14 protein-coding genes, 1 tRNA gene and 3 rRNA genes are annotated in these 15,994 nt (G+C 60.5%); 3 read left to right on the top strand and 15 right to left on the bottom strand.

Annotation, left to right across the window (positions count from 1 at the left end):
• Positions 1–6 precede the first annotated feature (6 nt).
• Positions 7–1,185, top strand: a complete 1,179-nt coding sequence (locus B6S08_RS12060) for a heme biosynthesis HemY N-terminal domain-containing protein (RefSeq protein ID WP_094201056.1) — start codon at positions 7–9, stop codon at positions 1,183–1,185.
• A 79-nt stretch (positions 1,186–1,264) separates the two neighbouring features.
• Here B6S08_RS12060 and B6S08_RS12065 read toward each other — a convergent pair whose 3' ends face one another.
• From B6S08_RS12065 to ilvG, 7 genes are all read right to left on the bottom strand, one after another.
• On the bottom strand, positions 1,265–2,134 hold the full coding sequence (locus B6S08_RS12065) for an NAD(P)-dependent oxidoreductase (protein WP_094201057.1): 870 nt from the start codon (positions 2,132–2,134) through the stop codon (positions 1,265–1,267).
• Between the two features lie 2 nt (positions 2,135–2,136).
• On the bottom strand, positions 2,137–2,973 hold the full coding sequence (locus B6S08_RS12070) for an urea transporter (RefSeq protein WP_094201058.1): 837 nt from the start codon (positions 2,971–2,973) through the stop codon (positions 2,137–2,139).
• Between the two features lie 187 nt (positions 2,974–3,160).
• On the bottom strand, positions 3,161–4,717 hold the full coding sequence (ilvA, locus tag B6S08_RS12075; protein ID WP_094201059.1) for a threonine ammonia-lyase, biosynthetic: 1,557 nt from the start codon (positions 4,715–4,717) through the stop codon (positions 3,161–3,163).
• Between the two features lie 3 nt (positions 4,718–4,720).
• Complete coding sequence (gene ilvD / locus B6S08_RS12080; RefSeq protein WP_094201060.1) at positions 4,721–6,571, bottom strand: dihydroxy-acid dehydratase; 1,851 nt, start codon at positions 6,569–6,571, stop codon at positions 4,721–4,723.
• A gap of 64 nt (positions 6,572–6,635) precedes the next feature.
• Positions 6,636–7,559, bottom strand: coding sequence for a branched-chain amino acid transaminase (locus B6S08_RS12085; RefSeq protein WP_094201061.1), 924 nt, complete (start codon positions 7,557–7,559; stop codon positions 6,636–6,638).
• 11 nt (positions 7,560–7,570) lie between these two features.
• Complete coding sequence (gene ilvM / locus B6S08_RS12090; protein ID WP_094201062.1) at positions 7,571–7,831, bottom strand: acetolactate synthase 2 small subunit; 261 nt, start codon at positions 7,829–7,831, stop codon at positions 7,571–7,573.
• Positions 7,828–9,477, bottom strand: a complete 1,650-nt coding sequence (gene ilvG, locus B6S08_RS12095; protein WP_094201063.1) for an acetolactate synthase 2 catalytic subunit — start codon at positions 9,475–9,477, stop codon at positions 7,828–7,830. Before ilvG ends, ilvM begins: the two co-directional genes overlap by 4 nt.
• 377 nt (positions 9,478–9,854) lie before the next feature.
• Between ilvG and B6S08_RS12100 the strand changes: the two genes are divergently transcribed.
• Positions 9,855–11,366, top strand: coding sequence for a YifB family Mg chelatase-like AAA ATPase (locus tag B6S08_RS12100; RefSeq protein WP_094201064.1), 1,512 nt, complete (start codon positions 9,855–9,857; stop codon positions 11,364–11,366).
• Between the two features lie 29 nt (positions 11,367–11,395).
• Positions 11,396–11,698 (top strand): hypothetical protein, encoded by a 303-nt coding sequence (locus B6S08_RS12105; protein ID WP_094201065.1) that lies wholly within the window; start codon positions 11,396–11,398, stop codon positions 11,696–11,698.
• A 20-nt stretch (positions 11,699–11,718) separates the two neighbouring features.
• Here the strand turns inward: B6S08_RS12105 and B6S08_RS12110 are convergent, their stop codons facing one another.
• The 8 genes from B6S08_RS12110 to B6S08_RS12145 all read right to left on the bottom strand — a co-directional run.
• Positions 11,719–12,321, bottom strand: coding sequence for a thiol:disulfide interchange protein DsbA/DsbL (locus B6S08_RS12110; protein WP_094201066.1), 603 nt, complete (start codon positions 12,319–12,321; stop codon positions 11,719–11,721).
• Positions 12,322–12,364: 43 nt separating this feature from the next.
• Positions 12,365–13,333 carry a serine/threonine protein kinase gene (locus B6S08_RS12115; RefSeq protein WP_094201067.1) on the bottom strand — a complete coding sequence of 323 codons (969 nt, stop codon included), beginning with the start codon at positions 13,331–13,333 and terminating at the stop codon, positions 12,365–12,367.
• A 61-nt stretch (positions 13,334–13,394) separates the two neighbouring features.
• Positions 13,395–14,816: a cytochrome c oxidase accessory protein CcoG gene (ccoG, locus tag B6S08_RS12120; protein WP_094201068.1), complete on the bottom strand. Its 1,422-nt coding sequence runs from the start codon at positions 14,814–14,816 to the stop codon at positions 13,395–13,397.
• 130 nt (positions 14,817–14,946) lie between these two features.
• Positions 14,947–15,360: a Cu(I)-responsive transcriptional regulator gene (gene cueR, locus B6S08_RS12125; RefSeq protein ID WP_094201069.1), complete on the bottom strand. Its 414-nt coding sequence runs from the start codon at positions 15,358–15,360 to the stop codon at positions 14,947–14,949.
• Between the two features lie 123 nt (positions 15,361–15,483).
• Positions 15,484–15,598 (bottom strand): 5S ribosomal RNA (gene rrf / locus B6S08_RS12130).
• 7 nt (positions 15,599–15,605) lie between these two features.
• A tRNA-Thr gene (locus B6S08_RS12135) sits at positions 15,606–15,681 on the bottom strand.
• Positions 15,682–15,691: 10 nt separating this feature from the next.
• Positions 15,692–15,806: ribosomal RNA gene (gene rrf / locus B6S08_RS12140) — 5S ribosomal RNA — on the bottom strand.
• Positions 15,807–15,889: 83 nt separating this feature from the next.
• Positions 15,890–15,994 (bottom strand): 23S ribosomal RNA (locus B6S08_RS12145); the annotation flags it as partial.

Below are 15,994 nucleotides of genomic sequence, written 5' to 3' on the forward strand. Positions count from 1 at the left end.
GGACTCATGATACGACTCGCGATTATCGTCGCCATTCTGGCCGTCGGCCTGATAGTGGGCCCGGAGTTCATGGGTCGCCAGGGCTATGTACTGGTGGCCGCCGGCAACTACACCATTGAAACCACGGTTACCGTATTCCTGGTAGGCGCGGTGTTGTTCTACCTGCTGCTGCTGTTCGTGGAATGGCTGCTGGGCCGCATTTTTGGCCTCAGCCATCGTACCCGCGGCTGGTTTATCGGCCGTCGCCGACGCAAGGCCCTGAACTACACCCAGAGCGGTATGCAGGCGCTGGTGGCGGAAGACTACGCTACCGCCGAGAAAATGCTGCTCAAGGGCACCAAGGGCAACGAACTGGCACTGCTCAACTACCTCAATGCCGCCAGCGCCGCCCAGGCCCAGGGCAACGAGGAAAAACGCGACGACTACCTGCGTCAGGCCCAGGAGCAGCACCCTGCCGCCAGCCTGGCGGTGGGCATTACCCAGGCCCGGCTGCAATATCAGCAAGGGCAGTTTGACCAGGCCCTGGCCGGTGTGCGAGAGCTGGAAGCCACCTATGGCCATCAGCCGGCCCTGCTCAAGCTGCAAAAGGACGTGTATCTGGCCACCGGCCAGTGGCAGGCCCTGCACGGTATTCTCGACAGCCTGGCCGGCAAGAACCTGATCGGCGCCGATGAAAAGGACGCCCTGCAGCAGCAGTGCTGGCTGGGGCGCTTTGATCAGGCCGCCCATGACGAAGGCAGTGATGGCCTGATCAAGGTCTGGCAGGCCCTGCCGCGCAAGGACAAATACAACGCCGAGCTGTTGCTGCCGTTGTGTGACCGGCTGATCGGCCTCAAGGCCCACAAGGAAGCCCAGCAACTGCTGCTGGAAGGCCTCGACAAGAAAACCGATGCGGGCCTGCTGTTGTGTGCCACCCGGCTGCAGCTGAGCGACTACCACCCGTTGCTCGCCGCACTGGAGAAAAAGGCCAGGAAGGAAAGCCTGCCCGAGCTGCATTCGGCCCTGGGCCGGCTGTATCTGAAAGACGGCCAGGACGAGCAGGCCGAGCAGCAGCTGCAACAGGCGGTGGCCCAAAAGCCCGACGCTCAGGACTACGTGCTGCTGGCCCAGCTGGCGGAAAAGCGCAAGGACCTGACCCGGGCCAACGACTACTACAAACACAGCCTGGCGCTGGAAACGGCCTGAGCCGTTGCCTTAAACACAAAAAGAGGAGCCTTGGCTCCTCTTTTTTGATCGTGCTTACAGGGCCGACTGTGGATTCGCCTCAGGCGTCCTTGTACAGCTTGATCAGGGTGGCCGGGTCCCGCTCAAGGTAGCCCTTGCTGCCGTGCTGACGCATCAGCTGGGCGGCCAGCCCCGACATGGGCGTGGCGCTGCCGGCACGCTGGCTTTGGGCCACAGCCATGTCCAGATCCTTGAGCAGGGTGCGCACATGCCATTTGGGATCCGGATTTACCTCTTCCGCCATCAGCGGACCGGTGATCTGCATGGGCTTGGAGTCGGCAAAACCGCCGGCCAGAGCGGTGGGAATTTGCTCCGCATCCACACCGCAGGCCTTGGCCAGGGCCATCATTTCCGCCAGCACCATGAGGTTGCAACCCACGATCATCTGGTTGCACACCTTGGTGACCTGACCGGCACCCACTCCCCCCATGCGGGTCATCCGCTGGGACAACGGCGCCAGCACCGGGCGAATGCGCTCGATATCGGCAGTCTCACCCCCACACATAATGGCCAGGGTGCCCGCCTCGGCACCGGCCACACCACCGGACACCGGCGAGTCGACCCAGCCCATGCCACAGGCATCTTTCAGCCGGACGGCATAGTCACGGGTGGCATCGGGATCGGAGCTGGAAAAATCCACCAGCAGCTGACCGGCGCGGCCGTGCTCGGCCACACCGCCCGGGCCAAAAACCACGCTTTCCACCACGGCGGTATTGGCCAGGCACAGCAGCACCAGATCCACCTTTTCGGTCAGCTCGCCAATGTTGCCCGCCACGTGTGCGCCGGCGGCGGCCACCTCGGCCAGTTTGTTGGCACTACGGTTCCACACGGTGACATCAAAACCGGCGGCCAGCAGTCGCTCGGTCATCGGTTTTCCCATCAGCCCAATGCCGATAAATCCCAGTTTCATACTTACTCCCTGTTGGTCGTGTGTGCCGGCCGGTGATAACACAAGCCCTTCTGCATTGCCAGGCACAGCCAGCAGGCCAGCACAAAGGGCATGGTCAGCATGGGCAGGCCCAGCTTGAGCATCACCGCGGTCATCAGCCCGGCCAGGGCCGGGGCCAGCAATATCCAGATCTGCCGGCTGCCATGCCAGAACATGGCGATGGCCGCCAGTACGCCGTTATAGCCGGTCAGGCCAAAGTTGATGTAATCCGGGTTCACCAGCAACAGCAGGGCCGCACCGCTCGACACCATGGCACCCACAAAAGCCCAGCCCAGCATGCCGATGCCGGCCAGCAGCAAGGCGGCACAGATCAGTACCGCCGGCACCGTATCCGGCAGAAAGATCACCTGCCCGATGGCCGACAACGAGAAGTTATAGCCCTGAGGCACCTCGTCGGCGACCCGCTGGCCCATAAAATACAGCCAGGGCAGCACCACCAGGTTAAACGGCAGCGTATACCAGGGAATGGCGGCCTGCCGGCGCAGCCGGTAGTAGATCCAGGCCGAAAGCCCACCGCCCAGTGCCGACATCAGCAGCCAGAACGGCGTGTGCTCGGCAAACAGGCCAAAGGCCAGCCCCACCAGGGCGGCGTTAAAACCGAACAGGCCATCGCGCCAGGCCTCGGGCTCCCACTTGCAGGCCAGCGCCAGCAACGTGGCGGCCAGGGTGGCCAGCACCATGGTGGCAGCCATCCAGGGCGACACCCAGACCACGCCCGCCACGATCAGGGCACCGGCAAGACGGTTGTTCAAAAAATATATCTGGCCAATGGCAGCCAGCAGGGAAGACAACAGCGCCACGAAAGACACTCCTGTACCAAAAGAAAAGAACAAAGAGAACGGCGCGATTAAAACAGCCGAACGAAAAATGGTCAACACATTATTGTGAACAGTGTTGTATTAAGGTTAACAGAGGATTCAATGCAGGCTTTGGGAATTAAAAATGCCGGGGCAGGCCCGGCATTGAGTAGGATGGATGCAAGCCCGTTCAGTGAGCCAGAAAAAAGCGGTAAGCGGGATCCTGAGTCACGTCGTACCAGGTGTAGCCCAGCTCCGCCAGATGACTTTCAAACGAGGCCAAATCGCTGTCGGGCAGCTCAAAGGCACAGAGCACTCGGCCGTATTCGGCACCGTGGTTACGGTAGTGAAACAGGCTGATGTTCCAGTGGGTCCCAAGCGTGCGCAAAAAGCGCATCAGGGCACCGGGCTGCTCCGGAAACTGAAAGCCGTACAGACGCTCCTGCAACGGCTTGGGCGGCCGGCCGCCCACCATGTAGCGCACATGGGATTTGGCCAGATCGTTGTCGGTCATGTTGGCCACCGGATAACCGGCCTGCTCCAGCTCCGCCATGATCTGCGCCAGCTCCCGATCGCCGTCGGACAGCCGCACCGACACCAGCAGCGCCGCCTTGTCTTCCGCCGAATAGCGGTAGTTGAACTCGGTCACCATGCGGTTGCCGAGCACCTCGCAAAACTGCAGAAAGGCGCCCTTACGCTCGGGAATGGTTACCGCCAGCACCCCTTCCCGCTTTTCACCCAGTTCACACCGCTCGGATACATAGCGCAGGGAGTGAAAGTTGACATTGGCGCCGCTCAGCACCGCCGCCATGCGGGCGTGGGCATAGTCCCCGGCCTGGCTGTATTTCTTGAGGCCGGCCAGCGACAGCGCCCCCGAGGGCTCGGCAATGGCCCGCGTATCCTCAAAAATGTCCTTGAGCGCGGCGCAGATCTCGTCGGAAGTCACGGTGATCACGCCGTCAAGGAACTCCCGGCACAGACGAAAGGTCTCGCTGCCCATGCGCTTTACCGCCACGCCGTCGGCAAACATGCTGACCCGGTCCAGGGTAACGACTTCCCCGGCATTGAGCGCCGCCTTGAGGCAGGCGGAGCCCTCGGCTTCCACTCCGATCACCTTGACCTGGGGCAGCAACTGCTTGATGTAAACCGCCACGCCGGCGGCCAGGCCGCCGCCGCCCACGGGCACAAATACATGGGTCAGTCGAGTGTCCTGCTCCAGCAGCTCGCGTCCCACCGTGCCCTGACCGGCGATCACGTCCTCGTCATCAAAGGGCGGAATCAGGGTCATGCCTTTTTCCTGCGCCAGCTCCAGGCAACGGGCATAGGCTTCGTCGAAATTGTTGCCGTGCAGCACCACCTGGCCGCCAAAGCGGCGCACCGACTCCACCTTGATATCGGGGGTGACGGTGGGCATGACGATGATGGCGTCAATGCCCAGTTTGGCCGCCGACAGTGCCACCCCTTGAGCATGGTTGCCCGCCGAGGCGGCGATCACGCCGCGCTGCTGCTGCTCGGTAGTCAGCTGGGCAATCTTGTTGTAGGCACCACGCAGCTTGAAAGAATGCACCGGCTGCATGTCTTCCCGCTTGAGGGACACCGGGTGCCCCAGCCGCTCGGAAATTTTCTTGAGCGGTGACAGCGGCGTGACCCGGGCCGCCTCATACACCGGCGACAGCAGAATATGACGCAGATACTCGGAGGCCGAACGGGGCGTGCCTTTTTCTTCCTTCAATGCCGGCTGTGCCATGCTTCAGCCCCCCAGCTTGCTGCGGTCGCGCACCGCGCCCTTGTCGGCGCTGGTGGCCAGTGAGGCGTAGGCGCGCAGGGCAAAGGACACTTCCCGCTCGCGGTCAACCGGGCGCCAGGCCTGTTCGCCCTTGGCGTCCATGGCTTCACGGCGGGCCGCCAGCTCCTGTTCGGACACCGCCAGCTCGATTTTGCGGGCCGGAATGTCGATGTCGATGATGTCACCGGTCTGCACCAGGCCGATGGTGCCGCCGTTGGCCGCCTCGGGCGAAACGTGGCCGATGGACAGGCCGGAGGTGCCGCCGGAGAAGCGACCGTCGGTGATCAGGGCGCACTTGGTGCCCAGGCCCATGGATTTGAGATAGGTGGTGGGATAGAGCATTTCCTGCATGCCCGGGCCGCCCTTGGGACCTTCGTAGCGGATCACCACCACTTCACCGGCCTTGACCTCGCCGCCGAGAATGCCAGCCACGGCGGTGTCCTGGCTTTCAAACACGCGGGCCGGGCCACGGAAGGTGAGGTTGTCGTCGGCCACGCCGGCGGTTTTGACGATGCAGCCGTCAATGGCCAGGTTGCCGGCCAGCACGGCCAGGCCGCCTTCCAGGCTGTAGGCATTGTCGATGCTGCGAATGCAGCCTTCGGCACGGTCATCATCCAGGGTGTCCCAGCGGCAGTCCTGGCTGAACGCCCGGGTGGTGCGAATGCCCGCTGGACCGGCGCGGAACATGGTTTTCACCGCGTCGTCGTCGGTGACCATGATGTCGTATTTGCCCAGCTGCTCGGCCAGGGTCATGCCCAGCACGGTGTTCACCTCGGTATTGAGCAGGCCGGCCCGGGCCAGCTCGGCCAGAATGCCCATGACGCCACCGGCGCGGTGCACGTCTTCCATGTGGTACTTCTGAGTGGACGGGGCCACCTTGCACAGCTGGGGTACCTTGCGCGACAGCGCATCGATGTCGTCCATGGTGAAGTCCACTTCCGCTTCCTGAGCGGCGGCCAGCAGGTGCAGCACGGTATTGGTGGAGCCGCCCATGGCGATATCCAGCACCATGGCATTTTCAAAGGCGGACTTGGTGGCAATGTTGCGGGGCAACACGCCGGCGTCTTCACCTTCGTAGTAGCGCTTGGTCAGCTCGACAATGCGATGGCCGGCGGTCTTGAACAGCTGCTCGCGATCGGCGTGGGTAGCCAGCAGGGAACCGTTGCCGGGCTGGGACAGACCCAGAGCTTCGGTCAGGCAGTTCATGGAGTTGGCGGTAAACATGCCGGAGCAGGAACCACAGGTGGGGCAGGCACTGCGCTCAACCTGTTCGCTCTGGGCGTCGGACACGGTGGGATCGGCGCCCTGGATCATGGCGTCCACCAGGTCCAGCTTGATCAGCTGATCGGACAGCTTGGTCTTGCCCGCTTCCATGGGGCCGCCGGACACGAAGATCACCGGAATATTGACCCGCAGGGCGGCCATCAGCATGCCGGGAGTGATCTTGTCACAGTTGGAGATGCACACCATGGCATCGGCGCAGTGGGCGTTGACCATGTACTCCACCGAGTCGGCAATCAGCTCCCGGCTGGGCAGGGAATAAAGCATGCCGCCATGGCCCATGGCGATACCGTCATCCACCGCAATGGTGTTGAATTCCTTGGCCACACCGCCAGCCGCCTCGATCTCGCGGGCCACCAGCTGGCCCATGTCCTTGAGGTGCACATGGCCGGGCACGAACTGGGTGAAGGAGTTCACCACGGCGATAATCGGCTTGCCGAAATCGTCTTCGGTCATGCCGGTGGCGCGCCACAGGGCGCGGGCACCGGCCATGTTGCGGCCGTGAGTGGTGGTGGCTGAACGATACCTTGGCATTCCTTTTACTCCTGATTTTGCTTGAGAACGGCGGGGCTTGGCGCCCCATCTCCATTGATTTGAATTAGTCGTTGACCGGGGTGAGCCAGCCCCACTTGTCCTGGGTGCTGCCGTCAAACAGGCCAAAAAAGGCCTGCTGCAGCTCTTTGGTGATCGGGCCGCGTTTACCCTCTCCCAGGGTGATGCCGTCCACGCTGCGCACCGGGGTCACTTCGGCGGCGGTACCGGTCATGAACATTTCATCGGCCAGATAGAGGGCCTCCCGGGCAATGGCTTCTTCCCGCACTTCGTACCCGGCTTCCCGCGCCAGGGTCATCAGGGTATCACGGGTAATGCCCGGCAGTATGCAGGCGGTGACCGGCGGTGTGTAGAGCACACCGTTCTTGATAAGAAAGAGGTTTTCCCCGGCGCCCTCGCTGAGGTGACCGTGCACGTCGAGGGAAATGCCCTCGCTGTAACCGTGGCGCTTGGCCTCACCGGAAATCAGCTGGGACGACAGATAGTTACCCCCCGCCTTGGCGCCGGTGGGCATGGTATTGGGCGCCAGCCGGTTCCATGACGTGACGCAGACATCCACGCCATTTTCCAGCCCTTCCTCGCCCAGATAGGCGCCCCAGGGAATGGCGGCGATAATCACCTCGCAGGGCACGTCCTTGGGCGCGTTCAGGCCCATGCCCACGTTGCCCACAAACACCAGCGGGCGCAGGTAGGCGCTGTCGAGTTTGTTGTCTGCCACCGCCGCCCGGCAGGCATCCATCAGCTCCGCCTTGGTATAGGGAATGGTCATGCGGTAAATCTTGGCCGAGTCAAACAGCCGCTGCACGTGCTCTTCCAGCCGGAACACCACGGATCCCTGGGGAGTGTTGTAGGCGCGAATGCCTTCAAACACCGAGGAGCCGTAATGCAGGGCATGAGTCATCACGTGCACCTGGGCCTTTTCCCAGGGCACCATTTTCCCGTTGAACCAGATGTAATTGGCGGTAGACATTGTTGTTTTCCTTAGGCCGATTGTTTCAGCGGTTGCTCCATGAGATGCGTTTCAACGCGGGTCACGTTCATCAGCTTTTCCAGCTGGCGACTCAGCAGCTGTATGGGACGCTCACTGCTGACAGTAACCCTGATGCTCAGGCTTTGACAATCGGCGGCGGTGGACATTTCCATGTCGTCCACGCGAAAGCCGCGGTGACGGGTCATGCGCAGCACCCGCTCAAGCACTTCCGGGCGAAACTGGGCTTCTATCTGCAAATTGTGCTGGTTCATGCTTTGCTCTCCATCATCTGATCGTTGGCAACGCCCGGCGGCACCAGGGGCCAGACGTTTTCTTCCTCTGAAATACGCACGTGCAGCAGGTAGGCGGTGTCGGCCTGCAACATGCGCGCGATGGCGGGCTGCACCTGCTCCTTGCGGGTAATGGTTTCGCCCGGAATGCCAAAGGCGGCGGCCATGGCCACGAAGTCCGGGTTGTCGGTCAAAATGGTTTCGCTGAAGCGGCCATCAAAGAACAGCTCCTGCCACTGGCGCACCATGCCCAGGCGCTGGTTGTCGAGCAGCACCATTTTCACCGGCAGCTGGGCGCGCTTGAGGGTGCCCAACTCCTGCACGTTCATCATGAAAGAGCCGTCGCCGGACACCAGTACCGACTCGTGCTCGGGGCGAGCCAGTTTGGCACCAATGGCGGCGGGCAAGCCAAAGCCCATGGTGCCCAGGCCGGCGCTGCTCAAATGATTACGCGGGCTGGTAAAACGCATGTGCTGGGCCACCCACATTTGGTGTTGGCCCACGTCACAGCTGATCATGGCGGTGTCGTCCAGCGCCTCGCTCAGTTGTTTGAGCATCAGCGGCGCATAGATGGCCTCGCCCGGGTGATCGTAGCGCCACTGATGCTCGGCCTTGAGCGCCTTGCATTGGTCACGCCAGGCATCAATGGCCAGATGCTCACCGGTGAGCCGGGGCAGCACCTGCTGCAGTTCGGCATCAATGCCCACATGGGCCTGACGCACCTTGCCAAATTCGGCGGCGTCCTTGTCGAGGTGAATCACTTTGGCATTCACCGCAAAGGCATCCAGCTTGCCGGTCACTCGGTCGTCAAAACGGGCACCCACTACCATCAGAAGATCACTCTGCTGAACGGCCAGGTTGGCGGCTTTTGTGCCATGCATGCCCAGCATGCCCAAAAACAGTTCATGGTCCGGGTTCAGCGTGCCGATGCCCTTCAGCGTGGTCACGGCGGGAATGCCGCTGCGCTCGGCAAAAGCACGTAATTCTGCCTCGGCATTGGCCATGCCCACGCCCCCTCCCACGTAGAGAATTGGCTGACGGGCCTCGGCCAGCATGGCCCTGGCCTTGGCCAGGGCGGCCTCGTCAAGGGCGTTGGGGGCCGTGGTGCAGGGCACGGTGGCGCGAGGCTCCACCAATGCCACCTGCACGTTCTTGGGCACGTCGATCAGTACCGGGCCGGGCCGACCGGAGCGGGCCACTTCAAAGGCTTCGGCGATGATGTCGCCAAGATTTTCCACATTCTCTACCAGATAGGAGTGCTTGGTGCAGGAAAGCGACATGCCCAGTACGTCTACTTCCTGAAAAGCGTCGGTGCCGATGGCGGCCATGGGCACCTGGCCGGTGATGGCCACCACCGGAATGGAGTCAAGCATGGCATCGGCCAGACCGGTGATCAGGTTGGTGGCGCCGGGGCCGGAGGTGGCCATGCACACGCCGACCTGACCACTGGCTCTGGCATAGCCCACCGCGCCCAGGGCGGCAGCCTGCTCATGGCGGCACAGCAGGTGCTCCACGCCGCCGTCGTAGAGGGCGTCGTAGAGCGGCATGATGGCACCGCCGGGGTAGCCGAAGATCTGGGTTACCCCTTGTTGTTTCAGTGTCTGGACAATGTACTGTGCGCCATTCATGTGATTATCTGTCCCTGTATTGCTGCCAAAGTTTTTATAAAAAAAAACCCCCGAGTGACTCGGGGGTTTGTGTGTTGTCGTTGACTGGTTTTACCTTTCGTCAGACCACAGTGCCCCGAGCGGAGATTTAATAATCACCACTAGGACCACAATAATGTTCACGAAACGAACGATGGAATGCATAAAACCAACCAAAAATAATTGCTCTCTACCGGGAACTCCGGCGCGGCTGGCCTATAGAACTAGCACAGTGTTCTACACTACTCAAGACTTTATTGAACGGGTATCACTAAAAAACCCGATCACAGACCACTCCCAACCAGTTAAAAAAACTAAGAAACATCAATTAATAAAAATAAAACTTCAAGGAATGACCTATGTCTCTTGCCATTGTGTTTGCCCGAGCCAGTCTGGGCGTGACCGCCCCCCTGGTCACGGTGGAGGCCCATCTCGCCAATGGTTTGCCGGCATTCAACATAGTGGGATTGCCGGAAACCACGGTCAAGGAAGCACGGGACCGAGTGCGCAGCGCCCTGATCAATGCCGGGTTTGAATTTCCGGCGCGGCGCATCACCATCAATCTGGCGCCGGCGGATCTGCCCAAGGACGGCGGTCGTTTTGACCTGCCCATCGCCATGGCCATTCTCGCTGCTTCGGCGCAGATACCGGCATCTTCCCTTGATGGGCTGGAATTTCTCGGCGAGTTAGCCCTCACCGGCGAGCTGCGCGGCATCAAGGGAGCCTTGCCGGCGGTGCTGGCCGCCCGCGACAGCGATCGCCGGCTCATCATTCCCGCCGCCAACGGTGCCGAGGCCGGCCTGATCAGTCCCTGCCCGGCGCTGCTGGCCTCCCACCTGCTGGCCATTACCGCCTGGCTGCGCGAGCAAGGCGAACTGCTCCATCCCGAACACAGGCCCGGCACCGAGCCTGCCGTTAGCGCTTGCCTGAGCGAGGTCATCGGCCAGGAAACCGGCAAGCGGGCTCTGGAGATCGCCGCCGCCGGCGAGCACAACCTGTTGTTTCTTGGTCCCCCAGGCACCGGCAAAAGCATGCTGGCCAGCCGCCTGCCCGGCTTGCTGCCGCCCATGACCGAGCAGGAAGCGCTGGAGGCGGCGGCCATTCGCTCCATCAGCGGCCAGCCACTCGACGCCGAGCACTGGCGGCAACGGGCCTTTCGCCAGCCTCACCATTCTTCCTCGGCGGCGGCCCTGGTGGGCGGTGGCAGCCATCCCAAGCCGGGAGAAATCTCCCTGGCCCATCACGGCGTACTGTTTCTTGACGAGCTGACCGAATTTGAACGCCGAGTGCTGGATGCCCTGCGCGAGCCCCTCGAAACCGGCACCATTAATATTTCCCGGGCCGCCCACAGCGTGTGTTTTCCCGCCCGCTTTCAGCTGATCGGCGCCATGAATCCCAGCCCTTGTGGCCATTATCAGGACGGCCTGACCCGCAGTTCACCGGAGCAGATTTTGCGTTACCTCGGCAAAATCTCCGGCCCCTTTGCGGATAGGTTTGATCTGTCGGTGGAAGTGCCGCAACTGCCGCCCGGGGAGCTGAGTCGGCCACGGCAAAAACCGGAAGGAACAGCCGAGGTGCGGGCCAGGGTGCTGGCGGCACGACAGCGTCAGCTGAGCAGGGCCGGCAAGAGCAACGCTCACTTGAGTGCCGCCGAGATGGAACGACTGTGCCCGCTGAGCAGGGATGACGCCGCCTTTCTGGAGCAGGCGCTGCACCACATGAAGCTGTCTATACGAGCCTGGCATAAACTTATTCGAGTGGCCCGCACCATCGCCGATCTGGCCGGTGAGCGGCATATTGGGCGGCCGCATCTGACCGAGGCCCTGAGTTATCGGGCCATGGATCGCCTGCTGGTCCGATTGCGGGAGTAAGTCGGAGCCTCATCATCAAGGAGAAGCCGATGAAAAGTGCGAGGGAGTTTGCCGAATGGCTGCGTGACTGTTTTGGCAAGGAAAGCGGCGGGGTCTACCTGACTCGGGAGGACATTACCAGCCTGTCTGGCCGGCAGCACTTCAATCAGCAATTCGTGTCGGACATACACCATGAACTGACCCAGCTGGGCATGGGATTTGTCACCGATATGCATCGGGAGCGGTTTTATCTGTTTCACCTGCCCAAGGTGCACTGGAAGGAGCTGGGCGACGGTTTTGACGAAACCAATATTCACCGCATGGCGGCCAAACAGGCTCCCCAGAAAGAATAAAGGGGAGCCTGTTCTTGGTGTTAGTCGGCCGCCAGCAGGTATTCCACCACGCGATAGAAGCGGTCTTCCGAACCAATTTCACCCATGTTCAGTTCATACTTGCCACGCACGATCACCGTGGGGGTGCCGCGCACATTGAACTGCTCGGTAAGCCTGTCGTATTTGGCAATCATGCCGTTCAGGGCAAAGCTGTTGATCACACCATCAAACTCCTTGCCATCCACGCCATTGGCAACAAAGACATCCTTTACCTCTTCAATGGAGCCGGGCATTTTTTTCTGGCGGTGAATACGGTCAAACATCACCGGAGTCAGTTTGTCTTCCACCTTCAGCAGCACGGCCGCACCATAGGCGCGCTGCAGCACCGGGCCCAGCTCACGGCCAAGAAAGCTCACCGGCACCTTGTTGATTTCGGCATCGGGCAGTCGCTCGGCCAGGTTGTCCATCAGCGGCTCAAAGCTGTAGCAGTGAGGGCAAACATAGGAGAAGAATTCGGTCACTTCCGGCTTGCTGCTGGGTACTTCACTGACCACGGTGTACTCCACCCCTTCCCGAAACTCGGGGGCGGCCTGGGCCAGGGGAGCGAGCAACAGGGTCACAAGGGCAAACATCAGCTTTTTCATAGGGTAAATCCCGTTCGTTTTAAGGCTGACCCAAATTAAGGAATCAGCTCCAAGAGGTCAAGGACAACGGCGGTGCCGAAAGGCTCTGAAGTTGTTCGGTCAGGGCTCCCAGTTGCCGCTGCCAGTAATCCTCGGTGTTGAACCAGGGAAAGGCCACCGGAAAGGCTGGATCGCTCCAGCGCGCCGCCAGCCAGGCCATGTAGTTGATCATGCGTGAAGCACGCAACGGTTCGATCAGTGCCAGCTCGGCGCTGTTGAATTCGCGCACATTCTCATAGCCGGCCAGCAGGGTATCGAGCTGCATCAGCTGCTCGCTGCGATCGCCGCTCAGCATCATCCACAGATCCTGCACCGCCGGACCTTTTCGGCAGTCGTCGAAGTCCAGCAGCCAGGGGCCCTGGTGCCACAACAGGTTACCGCCGTGGCAGTCGCCGTGAATACCGATAAGCCCGCCGGGGCGATAGCCTTCGATCACCCCCTGGGTCAGCTCATCCAGCACCGCAAAGAAACGCGGCCGCAAGGCCGCAGGAATGGCCGCCTGCTGCTCCAGCACGCGACGAGAGTGAACCAGCTCCGTCTTCGGCGTCATCTGTGGCCGCTGATCCAGGCTCAGGGTTTCACCCACGCCATGAAGCCGGGCCAGTTGCTCACCCAGGGCCTCCAACTGCTCCAGGTTGTCCGGCTCAAAGGCCCGGGCCGGTACCGAACGCCAGACCGAAAACAGCAAGCCATTGAGTTCAAACAAACGCACATCGTCACGTTGCAGCGGCTCGGCCACTCGCACTCCCTGCTCGGCGGCGGCGGTGACAAAGTCCAGCTCCTGCTCAATCTGCGCCCGAGACCAGCGTTCAGGGCGATAAAACTTGGCCACCAGGGTACCGTCGCTTTCCGACTGAAAGCGATAAACCCGATTCTCGTAGCTGTTCAGGGCCATCAGGCCGCGGTCCACGTATATGCCAACACTGGCCAGCGCCTCGTCGATCACGTCCGGGGTCAGTTGGTAGTAATCCATATGTCTCCACTAAAAAAGCCGCAGGGTCGCTGCGGCTCACTCTAACACGCTTTCTTGCCTGTCAGCGCAGGGCGCTGAAGAACTTGCTCTCGGTGCTGACCGACGACTTGCTGTCTTGGGCATCGGCCCCCTGGCGACGCATTACAAAGGTAATGTCGCGCACCGGGGAAGACAGCAGGTAAGGATCCGCCGACAGGCTGACCGGCAGGCTAAGCACCTCACCGCCGTCAATGCTGACTTCGGACGGGCCTATCCATTCAACTTCATCCATTCCCTTCACACTCAGCTGGTAGGTGGCCGGCTCCAGGGTCTTGTTGAGCAACTTAAGGGTATAGGTGTTTTCCACCAGTCCTTCGGTGGTTTCCCGGTAAAGCTGGTTGCGATCCCGTATTACCTCCAGTCCCATGGGCATGATACGGGTGGCCATATAGGCAAATACTCCCAGCATGATCACCATGATGATGCCGTAACCAATCAACTTGGGTCGCGCCACATGGGTCTCTCTGTGCTTCAGTTGGTGCTCCGTGGTGTAGCTAATGAGCCCCGGCTCATAACCCATGCGCGCCATGGTTTGATCACAAGCGTCGATACAGGCACCGCAGTTGATGCACTCGTATTGAAGGCCATCACGAATATCGATGCCCGCCGGACACACCTGCACGCACATGTCGCAATCGATGCAATCGCCCAGGCCCAGTTCTTTCGGATCCTTTTTGCGTGGCCGCGGCCCCCGCTGCTCACCCCGTTCGACGTCATAGCTGACGGTATAGGTGTCCTTGTCGAACATGGCCGACTGGAAGCGGGAATAAGGGCACATGTGGGTGCACATTATGGTGCGCATAAAGCCGGCGTTACCATAGGTGCAAAAGGCGAAGAACAGCACCCAAAACCCCGTCCAGAAACCGGTAGAGAAGGTGGCCAGGCCCACAGCCAGCTCGGTAGCCGGCACAAAGTAGGCGATAAAGGTAAAGCCGGTGAGCAGTGAAACCGCCAGCCAGCCGGTGTGCTTGGCCGCCTTGCGCCAGATCTTGTTGGCGTTCCAGGGCGACTTGTCGAGCTGACGGCGCTTGTTGGCACTGCCCTCGAACTTTTCCTCAAACCAGATAAAGATAAAGGTCCACACCGTTTGCGGACACAGATAACCGCACCAGACCCGCCCTAAAAAGGTGGTGATGAAAAACAGGCCAAAGGCCGCCACCATAAACAATAAGGCCAACAGGGTCAGATCCTGGGGCCAGATGGTGGTACCGAACACATGAAAGCGCTGGTGCTCTACATCCAGCAAAATGGCCTGGCGGCCACTCCATTGCAGCCAGGGTCCCACCAGGAACACCAGCATCAGTACCCACCCCATGATCTTGCGCAATCGCTGCCATTTTCCGCTCTGGGCTCGAACATAAATATGGCCGTCGTCGGTGGGCCGGTGGGAACGCGTCTTGGGCGTGACGTTTTTTACGTCAATTCTGTTGTTGTTATCGGTCATTGCTGCTCACATCTTCGCTTTGATTGCTGCCTGAATCTGCCTACAAGACATAACCCCTTGTTAACATGCAGATAAGATACGACTTATGGTGCATTTTGCGCCATAAGCGGGAATAAAAGCGTGATACTGATCACTCTTTCACCGAGGCGGAAAGGTGGCCGCCGGCCAGAGCATCCATGATAGGGCACTCCCGTTTGCCATCTCCATGACATTGATCAGCCAAACGTTGTAAACCTTGCAGCATGGCCTGCAAATGGGCGATGCGTTGCTCAATGTCCGTGATTCGGGCCAAGGTCAACGCCTTGACCTCGGCGCTGGTGCGGCATGCATTTTCACTCAACGCCAGCAGCTCACGGCATTCATCCAGGCTAAAGCCCGCGTCCCGCGCATTCTTCACAAAACGAATGCGTCTGAGCGAATGGTCATCATACTCGCGATAGCCGTTTTCTCCCCGATGTGGGGCAGGAATAAGGCCAATGGCCTCGTAATAGCGAAGGGTCTTGGCAGACAGGCCGGTAAGCCTGGCAACCTTGCTGATGTTCATGTCCGACTCCGTAGGCATGAGAAGACATCGCTACCATAACCTTTCCCCCAAGGGGAAGGTCAAGCCGGCATCGGCCAAAACAAAAAAGCCCGACACTTGAGTGTCGGGCTTTCGGAAGAGAGTGTTTGACTGTGACCTACTTTCACATGGCAGCTGCCACACTATCATCGGCGCGGTTGCGTTTCACTTCTGAGTTCGGCAAGGGATCAGGTGGGGCCACAACGCTATGGCAGTCAAACAAATTTTGGTGCTGATACCCAGAATCGAACTGGGGACCTCACCCTTACCAAGGGTGCGCTCTACCATCTGAGCTATATCAGCGGAATTGGGTGCCTGGCAGTGACCTACTTTCACATGGCAGCTGCCACACTATCATCGGCGCGGGTGCGTTTCACTACTGAGTTCGGCATGGAGTCAGGTGGTTCCACAACGCTATGGCCGCCAGGCATAAAAACATAATTCGGAAAAAGCGTTTTGATGAAGAAGTCGTAGTCTCGACCTGCAAGGTCTCACACTTCTTGGGTGTTGTATGGTTAAGCCGCACGGGTCATTAGTACAGGTTAGCTGCACGCCTCACAGCGCTTCCACACCCTGCCTATCAACGTCCTGGTCTCGGACGGCCCTTTAGAGGTAT

The sequence above is a fragment of the Oceanimonas doudoroffii genome, assembly GCF_002242685.1.
Classification (GTDB): Bacteria; Pseudomonadota; Gammaproteobacteria; order Enterobacterales; family Aeromonadaceae; genus Oceanimonas; species Oceanimonas doudoroffii.

Excerpts from the sequence above, each read along its gene's own strand:
- B6S08_RS12115 (WP_094201067.1), bottom strand. The coding sequence starts at position 13,333 with ATGGATTACTACCAACTGACCCCGGACGTGATCGACGAGGCGCTGGCC.
- ccoG (WP_094201068.1), bottom strand. The coding sequence starts at position 14,816 with ATGACCGATAACAACAACAGAATTGACGTAAAAAACGTCACGCCCAAG.
- cueR (WP_094201069.1), bottom strand. The coding sequence starts at position 15,360 with ATGAACATCAGCAAGGTTGCCAGGCTTACCGGCCTGTCTGCCAAGACC.
- B6S08_RS12100 (WP_094201064.1), top strand. The coding sequence starts at position 9,855 with ATGTCTCTTGCCATTGTGTTTGCCCGAGCCAGTCTGGGCGTGACCGCC.
- ilvD (WP_094201060.1), bottom strand. The coding sequence starts at position 6,571 with ATGCCAAGGTATCGTTCAGCCACCACCACTCACGGCCGCAACATGGCC.
- B6S08_RS12085 (WP_094201061.1), bottom strand. The coding sequence starts at position 7,559 with ATGTCTACCGCCAATTACATCTGGTTCAACGGGAAAATGGTGCCCTGG.
- ilvG (WP_094201063.1), bottom strand. The coding sequence starts at position 9,477 with ATGAATGGCGCACAGTACATTGTCCAGACACTGAAACAACAAGGGGTA.
- B6S08_RS12110 (WP_094201066.1), bottom strand. The coding sequence starts at position 12,321 with ATGAAAAAGCTGATGTTTGCCCTTGTGACCCTGTTGCTCGCTCCCCTG.
- ilvA (WP_094201059.1), bottom strand. The coding sequence starts at position 4,717 with ATGGCACAGCCGGCATTGAAGGAAGAAAAAGGCACGCCCCGTTCGGCC.
- B6S08_RS12105 (WP_094201065.1), top strand. The coding sequence starts at position 11,396 with ATGAAAAGTGCGAGGGAGTTTGCCGAATGGCTGCGTGACTGTTTTGGC.
- B6S08_RS12065 (WP_094201057.1), bottom strand. The coding sequence starts at position 2,134 with ATGAAACTGGGATTTATCGGCATTGGGCTGATGGGAAAACCGATGACC.
- B6S08_RS12060 (WP_094201056.1), top strand. The coding sequence starts at position 7 with ATGATACGACTCGCGATTATCGTCGCCATTCTGGCCGTCGGCCTGATA.
- ilvM (WP_094201062.1), bottom strand. The coding sequence starts at position 7,831 with ATGAACCAGCACAATTTGCAGATAGAAGCCCAGTTTCGCCCGGAAGTG.